The organism is Arthrobacter crusticola (assembly GCF_004357995.1).
In the GTDB taxonomy this organism is placed as follows: Bacteria; Actinomycetota; Actinomycetes; order Actinomycetales; family Micrococcaceae; genus Arthrobacter_D; species Arthrobacter_D crusticola.
In genome coordinates this window covers 75336-93195 of record NZ_SMTK01000004.1, presented here as the reverse complement: position 1 = coordinate 93195, position 17860 = coordinate 75336, and the positions used below count along the sequence as shown (strand labels likewise).

Annotated in this window: 21 protein-coding genes; 16 read left to right on the top strand and 5 right to left on the bottom strand. The window is 67.3% G+C overall.

The window, feature by feature from the left end:
* Positions 1-119 precede the first annotated feature (119 nt).
* From E2F48_RS12135 to dnaB, 8 genes are all read left to right on the top strand, one after another.
* A complete protein-coding gene (locus tag E2F48_RS12135; protein ID WP_133404252.1) occupies positions 120-1073 on the top strand; it encodes an ABC transporter ATP-binding protein in 954 nt (317 codons plus the stop codon).
* Positions 1070-1954: an ABC-2 transporter permease gene (locus tag E2F48_RS12130; protein WP_133404251.1), complete on the top strand. Its 885-nt coding sequence runs from the start codon at positions 1070-1072 to the stop codon at positions 1952-1954. Before E2F48_RS12135 ends, E2F48_RS12130 begins: the two co-directional genes overlap by 4 nt.
* Before the next feature lie 93 nt (positions 1955-2047).
* Positions 2048-3340 (top strand): M18 family aminopeptidase, encoded by a 1293-nt coding sequence (locus E2F48_RS12125; RefSeq protein ID WP_133404250.1) that lies wholly within the window; start codon positions 2048-2050, stop codon positions 3338-3340.
* A gap of 172 nt (positions 3341-3512) precedes the next feature.
* Positions 3513-3818: a 30S ribosomal protein S6 gene (gene rpsF, locus E2F48_RS12120; RefSeq protein ID WP_120165970.1), complete on the top strand. Its 306-nt coding sequence runs from the start codon at positions 3513-3515 to the stop codon at positions 3816-3818.
* Positions 3819-3877: 59 nt separating this feature from the next.
* A complete protein-coding gene (locus E2F48_RS12115) occupies positions 3878-4432 on the top strand; it encodes a single-stranded DNA-binding protein (protein ID WP_133404249.1) in 555 nt (184 codons plus the stop codon).
* Positions 4433-4548: 116 nt separating this feature from the next.
* Entirely contained in the window at positions 4549-4788 is a 240-nt protein-coding gene (gene rpsR, locus E2F48_RS12110) for a 30S ribosomal protein S18 (RefSeq protein ID WP_005273147.1), read from the top strand.
* A gap of 17 nt (positions 4789-4805) precedes the next feature.
* Complete coding sequence (rplI, locus tag E2F48_RS12105) at positions 4806-5255, top strand: 50S ribosomal protein L9 (RefSeq protein ID WP_120165974.1); 450 nt, start codon at positions 4806-4808, stop codon at positions 5253-5255.
* Between the two features lie 629 nt (positions 5256-5884).
* Positions 5885-7261: a replicative DNA helicase gene (dnaB, locus tag E2F48_RS12100; RefSeq protein WP_133404248.1), complete on the top strand. Its 1377-nt coding sequence runs from the start codon at positions 5885-5887 to the stop codon at positions 7259-7261.
* Between the two features lie 13 nt (positions 7262-7274).
* On the opposite strand, the gene E2F48_RS12095 is transcribed toward dnaB, so the two are convergent.
* Positions 7275-7694, bottom strand: coding sequence for a MarR family winged helix-turn-helix transcriptional regulator (locus E2F48_RS12095; protein ID WP_133404247.1), 420 nt, complete (start codon positions 7692-7694; stop codon positions 7275-7277).
* Positions 7695-7881: 187 nt separating this feature from the next.
* On the bottom strand, positions 7882-8760 hold the full coding sequence (locus E2F48_RS12090; protein ID WP_133404246.1) for a DUF2382 domain-containing protein: 879 nt from the start codon (positions 8758-8760) through the stop codon (positions 7882-7884).
* 487 nt (positions 8761-9247) lie between these two features.
* Here E2F48_RS12090 and E2F48_RS12085 point away from each other — a divergent pair, with 487 nt between their 5' ends.
* Both E2F48_RS12085 and E2F48_RS12080 read left to right on the top strand, forming a co-directional pair.
* On the top strand, positions 9248-9583 hold the full coding sequence (locus tag E2F48_RS12085) for a hypothetical protein (protein WP_133404245.1): 336 nt from the start codon (positions 9248-9250) through the stop codon (positions 9581-9583).
* Between the two features lie 97 nt (positions 9584-9680).
* Positions 9681-10241 (top strand): cysteine hydrolase family protein, encoded by a 561-nt coding sequence (locus tag E2F48_RS12080; RefSeq protein WP_246018932.1) that lies wholly within the window; start codon positions 9681-9683, stop codon positions 10239-10241.
* A gap of 105 nt (positions 10242-10346) precedes the next feature.
* On the opposite strand, the gene E2F48_RS12075 is transcribed toward E2F48_RS12080, so the two are convergent.
* From E2F48_RS12075 to E2F48_RS12065, 3 genes are read right to left on the bottom strand one after another with little or no spacing between them, the layout of a single operon-like run.
* Complete coding sequence (locus E2F48_RS12075) at positions 10347-11018, bottom strand: DUF3618 domain-containing protein (protein WP_133404243.1); 672 nt, start codon at positions 11016-11018, stop codon at positions 10347-10349.
* Complete coding sequence (locus tag E2F48_RS12070) at positions 11015-11467, bottom strand: phage holin family protein (protein ID WP_133404242.1); 453 nt, start codon at positions 11465-11467, stop codon at positions 11015-11017. The genes E2F48_RS12075 and E2F48_RS12070 overlap by 4 nt, the downstream gene beginning before the upstream one ends.
* Complete coding sequence (locus tag E2F48_RS12065; RefSeq protein ID WP_133404241.1) at positions 11467-12252, bottom strand: hypothetical protein; 786 nt, start codon at positions 12250-12252, stop codon at positions 11467-11469. Before E2F48_RS12065 ends, E2F48_RS12070 begins: the two co-directional genes overlap by 1 nt.
* 282 nt (positions 12253-12534) lie before the next feature.
* Here E2F48_RS12065 and E2F48_RS12060 point away from each other — a divergent pair, with 282 nt between their 5' ends.
* The 6 genes from E2F48_RS12060 to E2F48_RS12035 all read left to right on the top strand — a co-directional run bounded on the left by E2F48_RS12060 (position 12535) and on the right by E2F48_RS12035 (position 17840).
* Positions 12535-13416, top strand: a complete 882-nt coding sequence (locus E2F48_RS12060; RefSeq protein WP_133404240.1) for a manganese catalase — start codon at positions 12535-12537, stop codon at positions 13414-13416.
* 36 nt (positions 13417-13452) lie between these two features.
* Positions 13453-13920, top strand: coding sequence for a DUF4383 domain-containing protein (locus E2F48_RS12055; RefSeq protein WP_133404239.1), 468 nt, complete (start codon positions 13453-13455; stop codon positions 13918-13920).
* A gap of 187 nt (positions 13921-14107) precedes the next feature.
* The gene (locus E2F48_RS12050; protein WP_133404238.1) at positions 14108-15139 is read left to right on the top strand and encodes an iron-containing redox enzyme family protein; all 1032 of its coding nucleotides are present in this window, start codon (positions 14108-14110) and stop codon (positions 15137-15139) included.
* A complete protein-coding gene (locus E2F48_RS12045) occupies positions 15136-15387 on the top strand; it encodes a CDGSH iron-sulfur domain-containing protein (protein ID WP_133404237.1) in 252 nt (83 codons plus the stop codon). The genes E2F48_RS12050 and E2F48_RS12045 overlap by 4 nt, the downstream gene beginning before the upstream one ends.
* Before the next feature lie 79 nt (positions 15388-15466).
* Positions 15467-16216 carry a LamB/YcsF family protein gene (locus tag E2F48_RS12040; RefSeq protein WP_133404236.1) on the top strand — a complete coding sequence of 250 codons (750 nt, stop codon included), beginning with the start codon at positions 15467-15469 and terminating at the stop codon, positions 16214-16216.
* A 13-nt stretch (positions 16217-16229) separates the two neighbouring features.
* Positions 16230-17840 (top strand): 5-oxoprolinase subunit B/C family protein, encoded by a 1611-nt coding sequence (locus tag E2F48_RS12035; protein ID WP_342772592.1) that lies wholly within the window; start codon positions 16230-16232, stop codon positions 17838-17840.
* Positions 17841-17860: the final 20 nt, after the last annotated feature.

The following is a 17860-nucleotide window of genomic DNA, read 5'->3' as shown; positions in this document are numbered from 1 at the left end:
GCACACGGTCAGGCGGATCGGATCCGCCTGACCGGCGCGGGCGGTTTCTCCCCCTAGAGTGGCACCGGGGGCCCTGACCGACCGTGCCTCCCTTACCCGGCAATCCAGAGGACGTTCCCATGATCGAGGCCCAGGGCCTGTTCAAACGCTATGGCGACAAGACGGCCGTCAACGGCATCTCCTTCACCGTCCACCCCGGCAAGGTCACCGGGTTCCTTGGTCCGAACGGCGCCGGAAAATCGACGACGATGCGCATGATCGTCGGGCTCGACACGCCGAGCGCCGGCTCCGTGAGCGTGAACGGCCGCCGGTACGCCGAGCACCGGGCACCGCTGCGTGAAGTGGGTGCGCTGCTTGAGGCGAAGGCCTTCCACACCAAGCGCAGCGCCTACAACCACCTGCGGGCCATGGCCGCCACCCATGGGATCCCGAACAGCAGGGTGCATGAGGTCATCGAGATGACCGGGCTCGGGCCGGTCGCCAAGAAGCGGGTCGGTGGGTTCTCAATGGGGATGGGCCAGCGCCTGGGAATTGCCGTGGCGATGCTCGGCGACCCGCAGACCGTCATCCTCGACGAGCCCGTCAACGGGCTCGACCCCGAGGGGGTCCAGTGGATCCGGCACCTCGCCCGCGGCCTCGCCGCCGAGGGACGGACCGTCTTCCTCTCCTCCCACCTCATGTCCGAGATGGCGATGACGGCGGACCACCTGATCGTGATCGGGCGCGGCCGGATCATCGCCGACGCCCCGGTCTCCGAGATCCTCGCCGGCCGCGGACAGCTTCGGACCCGCGTCCGCACCGACCGGCCCTCCGACCTGCTGGCGGCGCTGGGCGGGGAGGGGACGACCTCGACATTCCTTGAGCCCGACCTGCTCGAAATTACCGGCCCCGATCCGCGCCGGATTGCCGAGGCGGCCCTGCGCCGGCAGGTGCTCGTGTATGAATTGACCCCCCTGCAGGCCTCCCTCGAGGAGGCGTACATGGAGCTCACGGCCTCCGAAGTCGAATACTCCTCGCACGACCTGCCCCTCGGTACACAGGCCGAGGGTGTTCCCGAAGGAAGCCGATCATGAGCACCTCGACGTCAACCCCCGCCGCCCCGGCCAGGGCCCGCCGCTCCGACGGGCCCAGGCTCAACTTCGTGCGCGTGCTGAGGTCCGAATGGATCAAGGTCACCACGGTGCCCTCGACAGTGATCCTGCTCGCGAGCACCCTCGTGGTGATGGTCGGCCTGGCCGCCCTGTTCGCCTGGTCCCTCCAGACGGGCCAGGCCCAGCTCGACTCCGGCGGACCCCCGCCACAGATGGGCCCTCCGGGGGAGCCCCTGCCGGACTTCGGCGACCTCGCCCGCGGCGCCCCCTCCTCGGGGATCATCTTCGGGCAGCTCCTCATCGCCTCCCTCGCCGTGGTGCTGATCGCCTCTGAGTGGGCCACCGGAATGATCCGGTCCACCATGGTGGCCGTGCCGAAGCGGGTGCCGGCGCTGCTGGCGAAGAACGTCATCGCCGCCGGCGTCTCCTTCCTGATCGGAGCCGCCGCCGCGCTCCTTTCCTATGTTGCCGCCCAGCCCATCCTCGCCGTTGAGGATCTCGATTTCGCCCTTACCGATGACAAGATTGTGGCGAGCATCCTCAACACCGGCACCTACCTTGCCTTGATCGCGGTGATCTCCATGGGGATCGGCACGCTGCTGCGCAACACCGCAGGGGGGGTGGTGACGGCGGTAGGACTCTTCTTCGTCCTTCCCGTGATCGTGGTGAACCTGATCTCCGGGCTGGCCGACTGGATCCCCGATGCCGCGCGCTTCCTGCCGACCAACGCCGGGGAACGGCTCGTCGCCGTCGCCGCAGAGGAAGGGGCCCTGACCCAGCTCGAAGGCGGCCTCGTGATGGCGGCCTGGGCTCTCGTCCTGCTCGTCGCCTCGCTGCTCGTGACCCGGAGGCGCGACGTCTGATCCGGCTGCTGCCGGCCGGTTTCCGCCCGTCCGGGGCCCGTTCCGAGGGCCCCGGACAGCGGAACCCGGCCCTTCTCTGATGTAATCGAAGGCATGTCCGACGCACTGACCCACATTCACGACCTCGGCGCGTATGTCAGCGCCTCCCCCTCGAGCTTCCATGCCGCGGCCGAGGGCGGCCGGCGGCTTGAGGCCGCCGGCTTCGTCCGCCTGCTCGAGGAAGAGGTTTTCCCCGCGGAGCCGGGCAGCTACTTCGTGATCCGGGACGGCGCGCTGATCGCCTGGATCCTTCCCGAAGACGCGGTGGCCACTACCGGCTTCTCCATCCTCGGCGCCCACACCGACTCGCCCTCGTTCAAGCTCAAGCCGAAGCCGACCACCGGCCGGTACGGGTGGCTGCAGGCCGGCGTCGAGGTCTATGGCGGGCCCCTGCTGAACTCCTGGCTGGACCGCGAGCTCACGCTCGCCGGCCGCATCGTCACCCTCGACGGCCGGGAGCACCTTGTTGATACCGGGCCCCTGCTGCGCTTTCCGCAGCTGGCGATCCACCTCGACCGGGCCGTCAACGACGGACTCGCCCTGGACAAGCAGCAGCACATGTTCCCCGTGTGGGGCCTCGGGGACCCGCGCGAGGCGGACCTGCTGGGCCTTGCCGCTTCGGCGGCGGGGATCAACCCGGCCGACATTGGGGGTTTCGACCTCGTGGCCGCCGACACGCAGACGCCACGGGTCTTCGGCGCCGAGGGCGCCTTCTTCGCCTCGGGCCGGCTGGATAACCTCACCTCCGTGCATGCCGGGCTCGCCGGCCTGCTCGAGGCGGCCACCGGGGAGGAACCAGGACGCCCCATCGCCGTCCTCGCGGCCTTCGACCACGAGGAGGTGGGAAGCGCCTCCCGTTCGGGGGCCAGCGGACCCTTCCTCGAAGACATCCTGCTGCGCATCTCCGGTACGCTGGGCGCGGACCTCGAGGACAGGATGCGCGCCCTGGCCGCCTCCTTCTGCATCTCCGCCGACGCCGGCCACGCCGTCCACCCGAACTACGCCGAACGGCACGACCCGGCCAACCACCCCGTGCTCAACGGCGGCCCGCTGCTGAAAATCAACGCCAACCAGCGGTACACCACCGACGCCCACGGCGCCGCGCATTGGGCGGTCCTCTGTGGCGAGGCTGGAGTGCCGTACCAGGAGTTCGTGTCGAACAACTCCGTGCCGTGCGGCTCAACCATCGGGCCGCTCACCGCCACCCGCCTCGGCATCCGCACCGTCGACGTCGGCACGCCCCTGCTGTCGATGCACTCGGCACGTGAGATGTGCGGGGTCGAGGACCCCGAACGGCTGGCGCGCGTACTTTCCCGGTTCTTCGTCCGTCCCGCAACCGGGTCCTGACAGAAGCCCCGTGGGCGCCGTTCCGTGCAGTGCCCGCTATCCGGTAGTATTGGCAGGTCTGTGCTGATTCCGGCGGCCGGGAAATCCCGTCCGCAACGGCCAGGCCAACGCTAAAGAACCTCCTGTTACGGAAAGGCCGTGACCGTTTAGCCCAAAGGAGGTGGGTTCACACATGCGTGCATATGAATTGATGGTAATCATCGACCCCGACGTCGAGGAACGTACCGTCGAACCAACACTCGAGAAGTTCCTGAATGTCGTCCGCAACGGCGGCGGCACCGTGGACAAGGTGGATATCTGGGGACGCCGGCGCCTCGCCTACGAAATCCAGAAGAAGGCCGAGGGCATCTACGCCGTCGTCAACTTCACCGCTACCCCTGCCGTGGCAGCCGAGCTTGACCGCCAGCTTGGTCTCAACGAGACCATCATGCGCACCAAGATCATCCGCCCCGAGGAGCAGAAGGTTACGGCCGAGTAGTTCGGCCCCTTTCCACTGAACCTATCCCGCCCCGGCGGGACGTGACCCAAGGAGGCACCATGGCAGGCGAAACCACAATCACGGTCGTAGGAAATCTCACCAACGACCCCGAGCTTCGTTTCACGCCGTCCGGCTCGGCGGTGGCGAACTTCACCATCGCATCGACGCCGCGGACCTTCGACCGCCAGTCCAACGAATGGAAAGACGGCGAAACGCTGTTCCTCCGCGCGTCGGTCTGGCGCGAGGCTGCCGAGAACGTTGCGGAGACCCTCACCAAGGGAACCCGCGTGGTCGCCCAGGGCCGACTCAAGTCACGGTCGTACGAAACCAAAGAGGGCGAAAAGCGCACCGTCATGGAGCTTGAGGTGGATGAAATCGGTCCCTCCCTGCGCTATGCGTCGGCGAAGATCAGCCGTACCCAGCGCTCAGGCGGTGGCGGCGGAGGATTCGGCGGCAACAGCGGCGGCGGCTTCGGCGGGAATGCCGGTACCAACTCCAACTGGGGCGGCGGCCAGCAGGCCCAGCAGCCCGCGGACGACCCGTGGGGCGCACCCGCAGGCGGCGGCTCCCAGGGCTGGGGCAACGGCCCGGATTCCTCCGAACCTCCCTTCTAGGCTCTCCCGGAGTCAGGGTCAGCTCCGTCCCGGAGCCCCTGACTCCAAAGATTTACCCCGCACATCCCATCCCGCAGAACAGTTCTGCGGGCTCCAATAGATCAAGGAGCACCACGATGGCTAAGGCTGAACTCCGTAAGCCCAAACCAAAGTCCAACCCCCTGAAGGCCGCTGACGTCACCGTCATCGACTACAAGGACGTAGCCCTGCTGCGTAAGTTCATTTCCGACCGCGGAAAGATCCGCGCCCGCCGCGTTACCGGTGTCACCGTCCAGGAGCAGCGCAAGATCGCCCAGGCAATCAAGAATGCCCGCGAAGTTGCACTCCTGCCCTACTCCGGCGCCGGCCGCGGCTAAGGGAAAGGAACCTTTTCATGGCAAAGCTCATTCTGACCCAGGAAGTAACCGGCCTCGGCGCCGCAGGGGATGTCGTCGAGGTGAAGAACGGTTACGCACGTAACTACCTTCTGCCCCGCGGCTTCGCCCTGACGTGGACCAAGGGCGGCGAGAAGCAGGTCGAGTCGATCAAGGCCGCGCGTTCTGCCCGCGAGCACGCCTCACTTGAGGATGCCCAGAAGCAGGCTGCTGCCCTCTCGGCCAAGCCGGTCAAGCTCACGGTCAAGGCGGGCGACTCCGGCCGCCTGTTCGGCACCGTCAAGGCCGACGACGTCGCCAAGGCAGTTGAGGCCGCAGGCCTCGGCAGCATTGACAAGCGCAAGGTTGAACTGCCGGCCCACATCAAGTCGGTCGGCTCCTACCAGGCGAACGTCCGTCTCCACGAAGACGTCGCCGCCGTGATCGATCTGGACGTCGTCGCGGGCTAGTTCCGCCTGTCCAGCAGTACACCCAAGGGACCCCCGCCGCCGGCGGGGGTCCCTTGTCGTTAACCGCCGGCTTGTCGTTGACCGCCGGCTCGCCGACGACCGCCCGCGGGTTCGCGCGGGCACGAGGTATGCGAAGTTCGCGATCGACGTTCACGCCACGGGGAGGCCCTCCATCCGGTCCCGGCTATTGATCCTCATCACAGCCCCGGCAGGCGCGCAGGGGCCCATTCCAGCCGGGGCAGGGGCTGGGGAATGCGCTGCAGGCGACCTTCAAGGGGGGATGTCAACATGCAACCTGTGGATGAAGGTTCCGGAGAAATTACTTTTCCTCCACAGGCACTGGATAAAGTTTGCCCACGTCAGAGTGGGTTTTCTAGGAAAAATAGTTTGTTGTCCACAGGCTTCTCCACATCCTGTGCACAAGACACGCCGCGCAGTCCACAGGTAATCCACAGGGCCTGTGGGGAGCGCGCTTGGTGCCGTGCCCGGCGGCGGCTAGCGTTGCGGAGGATCCCTCACGAATGGGAGTGCCGGGTGATACATCTTCAGTAACCGACCCCGGCCCAGCCGGTCAGCCAGAGGGCTGGCAGGCTGCCGAGGGGAGAGCTTAATGGAAGAAGGCGGCGCCCGTGTCCTTAGCACATGCAGACTCATCACAGGACACCCGGTCGCCGGAGTTCGCCCGGACCCCTCCCCAGGACCTGGTGGCCGAGCAGTCGGTGCTTGGCGGCATGATGCTCTCCAAGGACGCCATCGCGGACTGCGTTGAGGTGCTCCGGGGCATCGACTTCTACCGGCCCGCCCACGAGAGTATCTACGAGGCGATTATCGACCTCTATGGCCGGGGCGAGCCGGCGGACGCCGTGACCGTCTCGGACGAGCTCACCAAGCGCGGTGAGATCTCCCGCATCGGCGGGCCCGCCTACCTTCACACCCTCATCCAGTCGGTTCCCACGGCCGCCAACGCCGGCTTCTACGCCGAGATCGTGCGCGAACGGGCCGTCCTGCGCCGCCTCGTCGATGCCGGGACCAAGATCGTCCAGCTCGGCTACTCCAATGACGGAGAGGTCGATGACATCGTCAACGCCGCCCAGGCCGAGGTGTACGCGGTGGCGGAGCGGCGGACGGCCGAGGACTACGTTGCGCTCAAGGACATCATTGAGGGCACGGTTGACGAGATCGAGTCAGCCGGGCACCGCGGGGAGGGCATGACGGGTGTGCCCACCGGATTCTACGAGCTCGACGAACTGACCCAGGGCCTCCACGGCGGCCAGATGATCGTCGTCGCCGCCCGTCCGGCCATGGGTAAGTCGACCTTCGCGCTCGACTGGGCGCGCTCGGCGGCCATCAAGCACAACCTCACGACGGTCTTCTTCTCCCTGGAAATGGGGCGGAACGAGATCGCGATGCGCCTGCTCTCCGCGGAGGCGACCATCGGCCTCCAGGACCTGCGCAAGGGAACCATCAAGGATGAACAGTGGGGCAAGATCGCCACCACTATGGGACGGATGAACGACGCGCCGCTGTTCATCGACGACAGCCCCAACATGTCCCTGATGGAAATCCGCGCGAAGTGCCGACGCCTCAAGCAGCGGCACGACCTCAAGCTCGTGGTCCTCGACTACCTGCAGCTGATGTCCTCGGGAAAGCGGGTCGAATCACGCCAGCAGGAGGTTTCGGAGTTCTCTCGTGCGCTCAAACTGCTGGCCAAGGAACTCAATGTTCCGGTGGTGGCCCTTTCCCAGCTGAACCGTGGTTCGGAGCAGCGGACCGACAAACGCCCCCAGGTCTCGGATCTCCGAGAATCCGGGTCAATCGAGCAGGATGCCGACATGGTGATCCTCCTGCACCGCGACGACGTCTACGACAAGGAATCGCCCCGGGCCGGCGAGGCCGACGTCATTGTGGCCAAGCACCGTAATGGCCCTACGAAGACGATTGTGGTCGGCTTCCAGGGCCATTACTCGCGGTTCAACAATATGGCGGCGGACGGCGGAGGTTTCTAGGCTCCTCGCCAGCCTACTTGTGGGGTCCCAGCTCGTTGATGACGGTCTGGAGCCGGTTCCGCAGATCCTGCGAGGCCAGCCCGTCCTCGGGCATCAGTTCGTGCTCGATGTTCTGGGCCTTTTCCAACGCCTTCAGGCCCGCCGAGGTGATTGTGATGCGCTGGCTGCGCCGGTCCGCGGTGTTCCTTAGCCGGGTTACCAGTCCGCGCTTCTCCAGGCGGTCGAGGGTCCGCCCGATTGTCTGCGCCTGGACGTGGACCAGTTGCGCCAGCCGGACGCCGGTCATGGTGCCTTCCCGGGCCAGCACCCCGAGGGTTGTCAGACCCGCGTGGGTGATTCCGATGCTGAGCAACTTCTCGTTCCAGGAGTGTTCCACGATCCGGGCGGCGGTGGTCAGGAGGCGGCTGGTCGACCAATCGTTCAGCTCCGGCATGAGGGAGTGTCCTTCCACTTGGTGGTTGCGGTCGTCCTACCCACCACTCTAAACAAATGTCGAGTGAATAGGAAGCATACTTATTATCTCTGCCCCTGATTGCCCCACGGGGCGGAGGACAGGGCGGCGAACGGGGAAAGGCCCGGAGCGCGCTGCTCCAGGCCTTTCCCATCGGTCGGCTGTCCGATCAGATCCGGCCGTCGCGGCGGTCCGAATCGTTAAGGCCGTTCCGATCGTCGCCGTCCACGTCGATCTGCTCCTTGCGGACTTCCTCGTTGACCGTGTGCTGCTCGGTCACTGTGTCCTTGTCGAGACGCACGCGCTCAACAGGTACGGCATCCTTCTGGATCACCGGGCGCTCCTCGTGAAGGATCACTTCGTGCTCCTCCTCGCTGATCGCCGGGCCGTCCATTGCCGCCCCGACATTGCCGTCGGTGATGGGCTCGCGCTCAAGGCGGACCTCTTCACGGGAGACCGGAATCGTCTTGGTGACGTTTTCGGTCACGACGTACTTGCGCAGGCGTACGCGGCCGGCCTCGCGGCGTTCGGTGCCTACGCGCAGCTGCTCCTCGGAGAGGGTCATCGCGTCATCGGTAGTGGGGCCGGAAGTATCGTGGCCGACGGTGTCCCGGCGTCCAGTCTCGGCGTAGTCGGAGTCCCGACGATCGGTGTCCACGTAGTCGGTGTCGCGGCGGTTGGTGTCGGTCGTTCCCGACGTCACGCCCGTCGTCTCGGTGTAGCCGCCGGTGCCGCCCAGCTCGTAGTGGCGGTACAGGCGGTCTTCTTCCTCCGGGCTGAGGTTGCCGTCGGACTCGATGCGCGGGGCATCCTTGACCTGGGCCTTGGAATAGGGGACGCGTACGTCATGCCCGTCGACATCGGCACCCTGCAGCGGGACGAAGGATTCGGAGGTGCCGAACAGGCCCGTCTTGGCCGTGACCCAGCTGGGCTCACCCGTCTGGTCATCAAGGTAGATCTGCCCGATCGAGCCGATCTTGTCGCCGTCGGATCCGACGACGTTGCCGCCGCGGCTGAGAATGCTGTCGATGTTTTCCTGGGTAATCATTTCGTTCTCCTTCTGCTGTAGCTCGTCTGAGGGGTACTGAAATTTCCTGGCTCTGAGGTCAGCGGTGATGGGATATTGAACTCTCCCCCCAAGGGACCACCGGCCTCTAGAGTAAGCACACTTAGTAGTTAATTGAAAGCCTGCTTAGCTTTTATTCGGAGAAAGATGGGCGCGTACCGACCGGAGTCCGCCGGTTCCGGTGCGGCGTGGCTTCGCAAAACCGGGTCGTTCTCCGTAGAATCGAGGGAAGGTCCAGCCAAAGGCCACGGAGAATCCCCCTCGGGAGATTCCCGGACCTTCCGGCTGACTTCTCGGCCCGCGAAGGATTCCGGGCCGCTCTGGTGAGGCGTCCAAAGCAATGCGTTGACGCCCCCGTCTCTTCAGGGTCGTCGTTCAATCTGCCGCCGGCGGACCTTCTTCTGCGCTCTCGCTGATCCTGCCCTGCTCTGCTCCAGTGCCCGCCCCGGGCAACAACGAAAGGCCCGCTATGCCCGACTTGGACGACGAGCGCATCAAGCGCATCATGGTTGCCGCAGCCGACCTGGAGAATGCCGAATTCGAACGCGACCGGCTGGCGCTGGTGTGCCGCGAGGCCGTTGAGCGCGCGCTGGAAGCGGGGGTAAGCCGCGAGGACGCCGCTGCGGCCGCCGGCATCGCAGAGCGCGACGTGGAGCGCCTCGTGGGTGCGCCGCAGGCCGACGTGGTCGTGCCGCTCCTGACCGCCGCGCCCGTACTTCCGGCCGTGGCGGTTATGGCGCCCGTACCGCCCGCTGTGGCGCCCATGCCGGTGGATGAGGGCGGAATGGCCGCCGCCGAGGCGTAGGCACCCGGGAGATTCGGCGGTACTGGTAGGTCCGCGGGGGAGCTCCGCGCACCCCGGAGCCGCCGCGGAGGGCAAGGGAACGACGGAGGAGACAGTAGTGAAACAGGCATTGCTGATCATCGACATGCAGAACGCGTACTTTGAGGACGAAGCGCTCGAACGGCACCGCCTAACGCTGACCCGGGAGTGCAACCGGTTGGCCCGCCATGCCGTGGAGGCAGGGTCCGAGGTGCTGGTGATCGTCACCGAGCACCACCGCGACCGGTCCACCTGGACCCTGAGCATGCTCGAGGACGACCAGGGCTTTCTTTTCGCCGGAAGCCGGCAGGCGGAACTCGTCGACGGGCTGGAGGCCGAGGGTTTCGAGCGGGTGGTGAAGACCCGAGACAGCGCCTTCTTCGGCACGGACCTGGCCGGAAGGCTGCGGAGCCGTGGGGTGGAGGGGCTGGTGCTCGCAGGCGTGTCGACGCACAACTGCATCGCGCACACCTCGGCCGACGCCTTCGCGCACAACTTCCGAGTGGCCTTCGCGGAGGATGCCATCGCCAGCACCAACGAGGACTACGCCTCCGCCATGCTTACGATCCTCTCCGACGAGTACCGTCAGCCGGTGCTCTCCGGAGAGCCGCTCCTGCGGGCGCTCAAGTCCTCGGCCTAGATACTGCGGCACAGCCCACGGATGGCGATGGGGCAACGTGAAAGGGGAGGGCGCCGGGCGCCCTCCCCTTTCACATTGGTGCAGTCTGTTCCCGCACCGGGGTGATTAGAACCCGCGGGGGCTGGAACTGGAGCTGCTGGAGTCCTGGACCTGGCTCTTGGCGTCCTGCGCCTTGTCCTTGACGTCGGAGGCGGCCTGCTGGCCCTCCTGCTTGACGTTCTGGGCCGACTGGGCTGCGGTCTCCTTGACGGATTCCATTGCCTCCTGAGCCGGCTCCTTGAGTCCTTCGACAACCTCCTTGGCGGAATCGGCAACACCGCTGGCGAGCGGGGCGGCCTGATCCTTCAGGGCCGAGGCGGCCTGCTTTTCCTTCTGGCTTGCCGGGATCAGCGAGGCCGTCAGCAGGCCGGCGCCGAAGGCGATGAGGCCTGCGGCGAGCGGGTTGCCCGCGGCCTTGTTGGTGAGCTGGCGCGGTGCATCCTGCACTGCGTGGCCGGCCTGCTGTGCGGCTGACTTCGCCGAGCCGGTGGTCGAGCCGGCCTTGTCGGAGACGCCGGACTTCAGGTCATCTGCCTTGCCCATTACGTTCGACTTCACGTCGTCTGCTTTGCCCATCACTGAATCCTTGACGTTGCTGAAGGTGTTTTTCACCTTCTCGGTCTGGCGGTGCGCGATGTTGGACGGGTTGACCTTGTCGGCCACTGCGTCAACGTCGGTACCAAGTTCACGGCGGGTGCGCTCGATGTCGGCGCGGATTTCTTCTGGAGTCTGGCTCATGGGGTCTGCTCACCTGGTTTCAGTGTTGGCGGAATTTCCTTGATGGTTTCGGCCGTCGTCGGCAGGCCGCGGATCTGCTTCATTTCCTTCTTGCCCTTTGCCGCCAGGATCGCGGCGATGATGCCCCAGATGACCGCGACGATGACTGCGGCCCATCCGATCGGCATCAGAACATCGAGTCCCCACATCAGGGCCAGGGACAGGAACAGGAGCACGAAGTGTCCTCCAACGGCGGCGCCGGCAAACATTCCGGCGCCCTTGCCCGCATTCTTGCCCGACTCAGTGAGCTCAGCCTTGGCAAGTGCGACTTCCTGGCGCATCAGCGTCGAGAGGTTGCGGGTCACGTCCGAGAGCAGCTCGCCCACCGAATTGTTGGCGGCCCGCTGTTCAGCCTCCGAGGGAGGCGGCGGAGCGGCGGAGTGGGCTCCGCCGGTGTATGCGTCGCTCATTAGCGCAAATCCCTTTCATCAGGAAGCGTGCCCACGGGCGGGGTTCCCGGGGGAATCGTCGGGTAGTCGGCGGCGGGGTCGACGAAGGCCGGTGAAGTCTCCGCGACGTGAGTGCCCCTGGTGGTCTGCGGCATCGACGTCGTGGTACCGGTGTACGCGGGGGTGCCGGTGTAGGACGGGGTGCCGTAGTCGTAGTCGCTGCCCGGCGTCGTGGTCAGGCGGTCCCGGTCCGACTTGGCGTCGGCCTGGGCTCCGGTCAGACCGCGGGTCAGGCGGCCTACGACGAGACCCGCTCCGGCGGCAATCGCGAGGAACGCGCCGGGACGGCGGCGGGCGAAGCCCTTGACGTCCTCGAGGATGTCGGCGGCGTCACGGTTCTCAAGCCAGCCGGCGACTGCGCCGGTCCGCTGAGACGCCTGCTGCACCAGGTTGGAGACCGTCTTGTTGTCGGACTTGTCCGCCATTGAGCGGAGCTCGTCGCTGATCGAACGCAGACCCTCGGTCGCCTTCTGCTGCTGTGCGCCCGCCTGGCTCTTGAGGTCCGAGCCGAGTCCGCTGACGAGGTTCTTCGCCTGGGTGCCGGCTTCCGCGGCGACGTTCTTCGCCTCCGAGGCGGCGGTCTGCGCTACGTGCTGCGCGGCGCCTGCGCCTTCCTTGCCGACCTCCTTGGCCTGGCCCTTGGCGACCGAGGTGGTCGACTCGCCTGCCTGGGTGCTGCCGCTCTCGTAGTCTGTGCCGGTGGTTGACGGAACCAGTGGATCCTGCGGCCAATTCTGCGTAGTCATGTTACTTCCTTACGTTGATTTTGCCGGTGAAACGGTTGCTCCATCGTGTAAGCGATGCGTTCGTCCGGCGGCGTCCGCCTGACTTACTTCCTAAAGCTAAGCATGCTTACTTTAATCGCGCAAGCCACATGGGGCATTCCCGCAAGTTTTAAATAAGTACGCTTACTATCTTCCGGAAATGCTAATCAAAGGTCTAGCGTCGAGGCAAGAGGTCCGGCGGATGCCCTGTCTACGAGGGCGGGGTGCTGCAAGGCCGGACCGGGAGTCGGAAGGTATCCGCCCGTGTTCTTTCACAAGCAAGAACTGCAGTACAAGGCCAGCCCGGATGCGCCTGACGCCGTGTATGCGCGGAAGCTGCAGGAGGTCCTCGGCGGCCAATACGGCGAAATCACCGTTGCGCTTCAGTACAGTTTCCAGGCCTGGAACGCCCACATTCCGGGCAAGTACAGGGACCTGCTGTTCGGAATCGGGGCCGAAGAGTTCGGCCACGTCGAAATGCTCGCCACTATGATCGCCCAGCTGCTGGAAAAGGCCCCGCTTGGCATTACTGAGGACGCAGTCCAGTCAGATCCGGCCGTGGCGGCCGTTCTGGGCGGCACGGACATGCAGCACGCCATCGTCGCCGGGGCGGGTGCCCGGGCGGTGGACAGCATGGGCAACCCCTGGCAGGGAAGCTACATCACTGCCAGCGGAAACCTGCTGGCCGACTTCACGGCCAACGCCAACGCGGAAATGCAGGGCCGCCTCCAGGTGGCGCGGCTCTATCACATGACCGATGACCACGGGGTGCGGGACATGCTCTCCTTCCTGCTGGCCCGCGACACCATGCACCAGAACCAGTGGATGGCGGCGGCCAGGGAACTGCAGGAGTCGAAGATGGAAGAGTTGCCCGTGCCGAGCAACTTCCCCCTGAAGAAGGAGGCCAGAGAGGTCTCCTACCAGTACCTCAACTTCTCCGACGGCAAAGCCGCGGCCGAGGGCAGCTGGGCGTCCGGCCCGACTCCGGACGGCAAGGGCGAGTTCAGTTACCACGAGGGCCCCACGACGCGGGCTCCGATGCCCCCGGCAACCCACCCGGACGCCCGCTTCTACGGGACGACCGAAATACCCAATGTCGTGGAAAAGGCGGCCGGAACCCTGCAGGACAAACTGAACCGCGAATAGCACTCCGTCCACATCAACCAATGAAAGGGAGAAGCAATGACATCGAACAATAGGGTGGCCACGGGGAAGACCGCGGTGCAGAAGGCGGCCCAGGCGGTCGGGGCGGTATTCGTCCTGGTCGGAATCCTTGGCTTCATCCCGGGTATCACCACCAACTACGGTTCGCTGGGGTTCGCCGGGCACCAGTCCGGGGCACTGCTCCTCGGCCTGTTCCAGGTGTCGATCCTCCACAACATCGTGCACCTGCTCTACGGGATCGCCGGCCTCGCCATGGCGAAGACGGCCTCGGGAGCGAAGAACTACCTGCTGTGGGGCGGAGTCATCTACCTCGTCCTCTGGCTGTACGGCCTGTTCATCGACAAGCAGTCCGCGGCCAACTTCGTGCCGCTGAACACCGCGGATGACTGGCTGCACTTCTTCCTTGGGGTCGGCATGATCGCCCTCGCCCTGCTGCTGGGCCGCAACACCAGCCGCACGGCGACCGGGAGCGCCACGCGCAGGTAGCACCCACCTCGGTCCGCCGCCGACCGCCGCTGGGGGCGGGCCGGCGGCACCGCTGCCGGGGCACCGTCCGTGGGATGGGTGTCCCGGCAGTTCCCTGTTCCATGGGGACTGGCGCCGGAAGAAACCAAGTATGCTTAGCGTTCAGCCGTGACCCCGGCTCTCCGGCCCGAGACAGAAAGAGTTTTCGATGAAGCAGCCTACGCCGCGCGGAAACATCAGCGCACTTCTCCTGGAGATCCTCACCGACGAGCCCGCCGCCGCGGCCGGCACCCAGGACCTCGAGAACGCGGTGCATGACGCACTCGCCCGCACCGCCGACGTCGTCGTCGACGATGACCTCCAGCTGACTCTTTTCTGCCTGTACGAACTTCACTACTCCGGGCTCGACGGTGCCGCCGAAGGCTGGGAGTGGAACCCGGACCTGATCCGCGTCCGCCAGCTGATCGAGACGGCCTTCGAGGAACGCCTCCGGTCGGCCGTCCCGGTGGGGCCGGCACCGGAGCCCACCAGCGAGGCCGTGGCGGCCGAGCTGTTCCGGATGACCGGCGAGGACACCGGCCCGAGCATGTCCCGCTTCGTCGCCAGGGAGGCAAACGCGGAGCAGCTGCGCGAGTTCCTGATCCAGAAGTCGATCTACCAGCTCAAGGAAGCGGACCCCCACACCTGGGCCATCCCCCGCCTGACCGGGCGCGCCAAGGCCGCCCTCGTTGAGATCCAGGCGGACGAGTACGGGGGAGGACATCCGGACCGGATGCACTCGGCGCTCTTCGCGCGGACCATGCGCGCCGTCGGCCTCGATGACACCTACGGGGCGTATGTTGACGCGGCTCCGGCCATTACGCTCGCCTCGACGAACATGATGTCGCTGTTCGGGTTGAACCGTCGCCTGCGCGGGGCCATCGTGGGACATCTGACCGCGTACGAGATGACCTCCTCCCAGCCCAACCGCCTGTACGCACGGGGCTTCGCCCGCCACGGCTTCGGGGAGGACGCCACCGCCTACTTCGAAGAGCACGTCGAGGCCGACGCCGTCCACGAGCAGATCGCCGGACGCGACCTCGCCGGGGGGCTGGTCGAGGCCGACCCCCGCCTCCTGGACGACGTTCTCTTCGGCGCATCGGCGGCCCTGCTCGTGGATTCCTGGATGACCCGGCACATTATGGATGCCTGGGCCGAGGGCCGCTCCTCGCTGCAGCCGGACCGGTCGTTCGCCGCATGAGCCCTACCGATCCGGCCCCCCGCGCCGGGGACGCCCGCAGCGGACCTCCGGCTGCCTCGATCGTCGCCTGCCCCGACGGTCCGCTGCTGGTCCGCGGCGAATTCGAGGTGGTCACCCCCGACGGTGAGGCGCTGCCGCGGACCCGGCGCACCGTCGCGCTGTGCCGGTGCGGGGCCTCGGTCCTCAAGCCCTACTGCGACGGTTCCCACAAGCTGATCGGATTCAAGACCGAGCCTCCCGCGCCGTAGCTGCGCCGGCGCCGCATCCGCGTTTATGCTCGGTCCGTGGCCGAATCCGGTCCCGGGCGCGAAGGGTGGCGGTGATCGAATGGATCTGAACAGCGACGTCGGGGAGTCCTTCGGCAACTGGACCTTCGGCGACGACGCCGCGGTGATCCGGTCGGTCTCCAGCGTCAACGTGGCCTGCGGCTTCCACGCCGGTGACCCCACCGGCATCCGGTCGACCTGTGCGGCCGCGGCGGCCGCGGGCGTGACGGTCGGCGCGCACCCCGGCTACCGCGACCTGGCCGGCTTCGGGCGCCGGTTCCTTGACGTGGCGCCCACGGAACTGGTGGACGACCTCATCTACCAGATCGGCGCGCTCCAGGCCCTGGCCCGCGCGGCCGGCACCGGGGTTTCCTACGTCAAACCCCACGGCGCGCTCTACAACACCATCGCCCACCATCAAGGCCACGCGCGGGCGGTCGTGGAGGCGGTGCGCGGGGTGGATGAAACCCTGCCGCTGCTGGTCCTTCCGCACTCGGAAATCGAACGCGCCGCCCGGGCGGCGGGCCTCCGGACCGTGGCGGAGGCCTTCGCCGACCGTGCCTATACTCCCGCGGGGACGCTCGTTGACCGGCGCGAGGCGGGCGCCGTGCTGCATGACACCGGCGAGGTCGTCGAGCATGTGCTGCGGATCGCCACCGAAGGCAGGATCCGGGCGGTGGACGGATCCTGGGTGGACATCGCCGCCGAAAGCATCTGCGTCCACGGCGACACGCCGGGGGCGGTGCGGATGGCCGCGGCCGTGCATGGTGCCCTTACCGGTGCGGGAGTGACCATCGCCGGATTCGCCTGACATGGACCCGGGTGTGCCGATCCGTGCCGTGGGCGACCGGGCTGTCCTCGTCGAACTGCCCGGCCTGCCGGAGGTGCTCAGCCTGCAGGCGCAGCTGGACGCGGAGCCGTCCGAGGGCCAGATCGATGTCGTGGCCGCCGCACAGACCGTCCTGGTCACCGCCGGTTCCCCGCGGCAGGCCGCCGGGATCGCCCGGCGGATCCGCTCCCTGGACTTCTCGGTCCAGCCTCCGGTCGAGGAGGCGCGCATCGACATCGAGGTGGTGTACGACGGCGCCGACCTCGCGGAGGTGGCCCGGCACGCCGGGCTCAGTGAATCCGGCGTCGTCGAGGCCCACACCTCGCAGGACTGGACCGCAGCCTTCGGGGGCTTCGCGCCGGGCTTCGCCTACCTGACCGGTGGCGACCGGCGGCTCGAGGTGCCGCGCCGGACGTCGCCGAGGACGTCGGTTCCCGCCGGCTCGGTGGCCCTGGCGGGTGGCTATTCGGCCGTCTACCCGCGCGAATCCCCCGGCGGGTGGCAACTGATCGGGCGCACGGCCGCCGTGTTGTGGGACCTCGGCCGGGACGTGCCGGCCCTCATCCGGCCCGGTGACCGGGTGCGTTTCACCGCCGTCCGGGAGTCGATCAGTACGTCGGCGCCGCCCCGCGCGGCGTCCGCCCCCGGCTCGGGAGCCCTGCCCGCCCGGCGGGACCGTCGAGCGTCCCGAAAGATTTCCACCCCCACTCCCGGCCCCGGCGCGTTCGTCGTGGAGACGGGGCTCTCCAGCCTGCTTGAAGATCTTGGTCGTCCCGGATACGCGGCCCTCGGCGTGGCCGGTTCCGGCGCGCTCGACCGGGGGTCCTGCCGCCAGGCGAACCGGCTGGTCGGCAACCCGCCCGGCGCCGCCGTCATCGAATCACTTCTCGGCGGGCTGGTGCTCGAGGCACGGTTGGAACTGGTGCTGGCCGTGACCGGGGCACCGGCGCCGCTGACGGTCAACTCGCCCGGGGGGACCCGGCGGAGCGTCGACACCTGTTCCCCCTTCCTGCTGCGGGCCGGCGAGAGGCTCGCGGTCGGCGCGCCCACCGACGGGCTGCGCACCTATACCGCGGTCCGGGGCGGCTGGGAGGCGGCCCCGGTCCTGGGGAGCCGGTCAACCGACGTCCTCTCCGGCCTTGGACCCCTGCCCCTGGCACGCGGCGGGTTCCTCCGTGCGGGCACCGCCCCCGGCAGCGCGGTGGGACACCCCGAGCTGCCCTCGAGTGTGTCCCGGCCGGCGGTGCTGCGGATCGTGCCCGGGCCGCGGGCGGACTGGTTCGCCGACGGGGAACCCGCACGCCTGTGCGCGGTGTGGTGGACCGTCACCCCGCAGTCGAACCGGGTCGGCCTGCGCCTTGAGGGTCCGGCCCTGCGGCGGGTGAAATCCGGAGAACTGCCCAGCGAGGGCGCCGTGCGGGGAGCCCTGCAGGTGCCGCCGTCGGGCCTTCCGGTGCTGTTCCTCGCCGATCATCCCGTGACCGGGGGATACCCGGTGATCGGCGTGGTGATTTCCGAAGACCTCGACCGGGCGGCGCAGCTGCCTCCCGGAGCGGAGGTCCGGTTCGAGGCGTCCTCCGGGCGCTCACCCCTCCCTGGCGGGTAAGGCCTTCCCATCAAGGACGC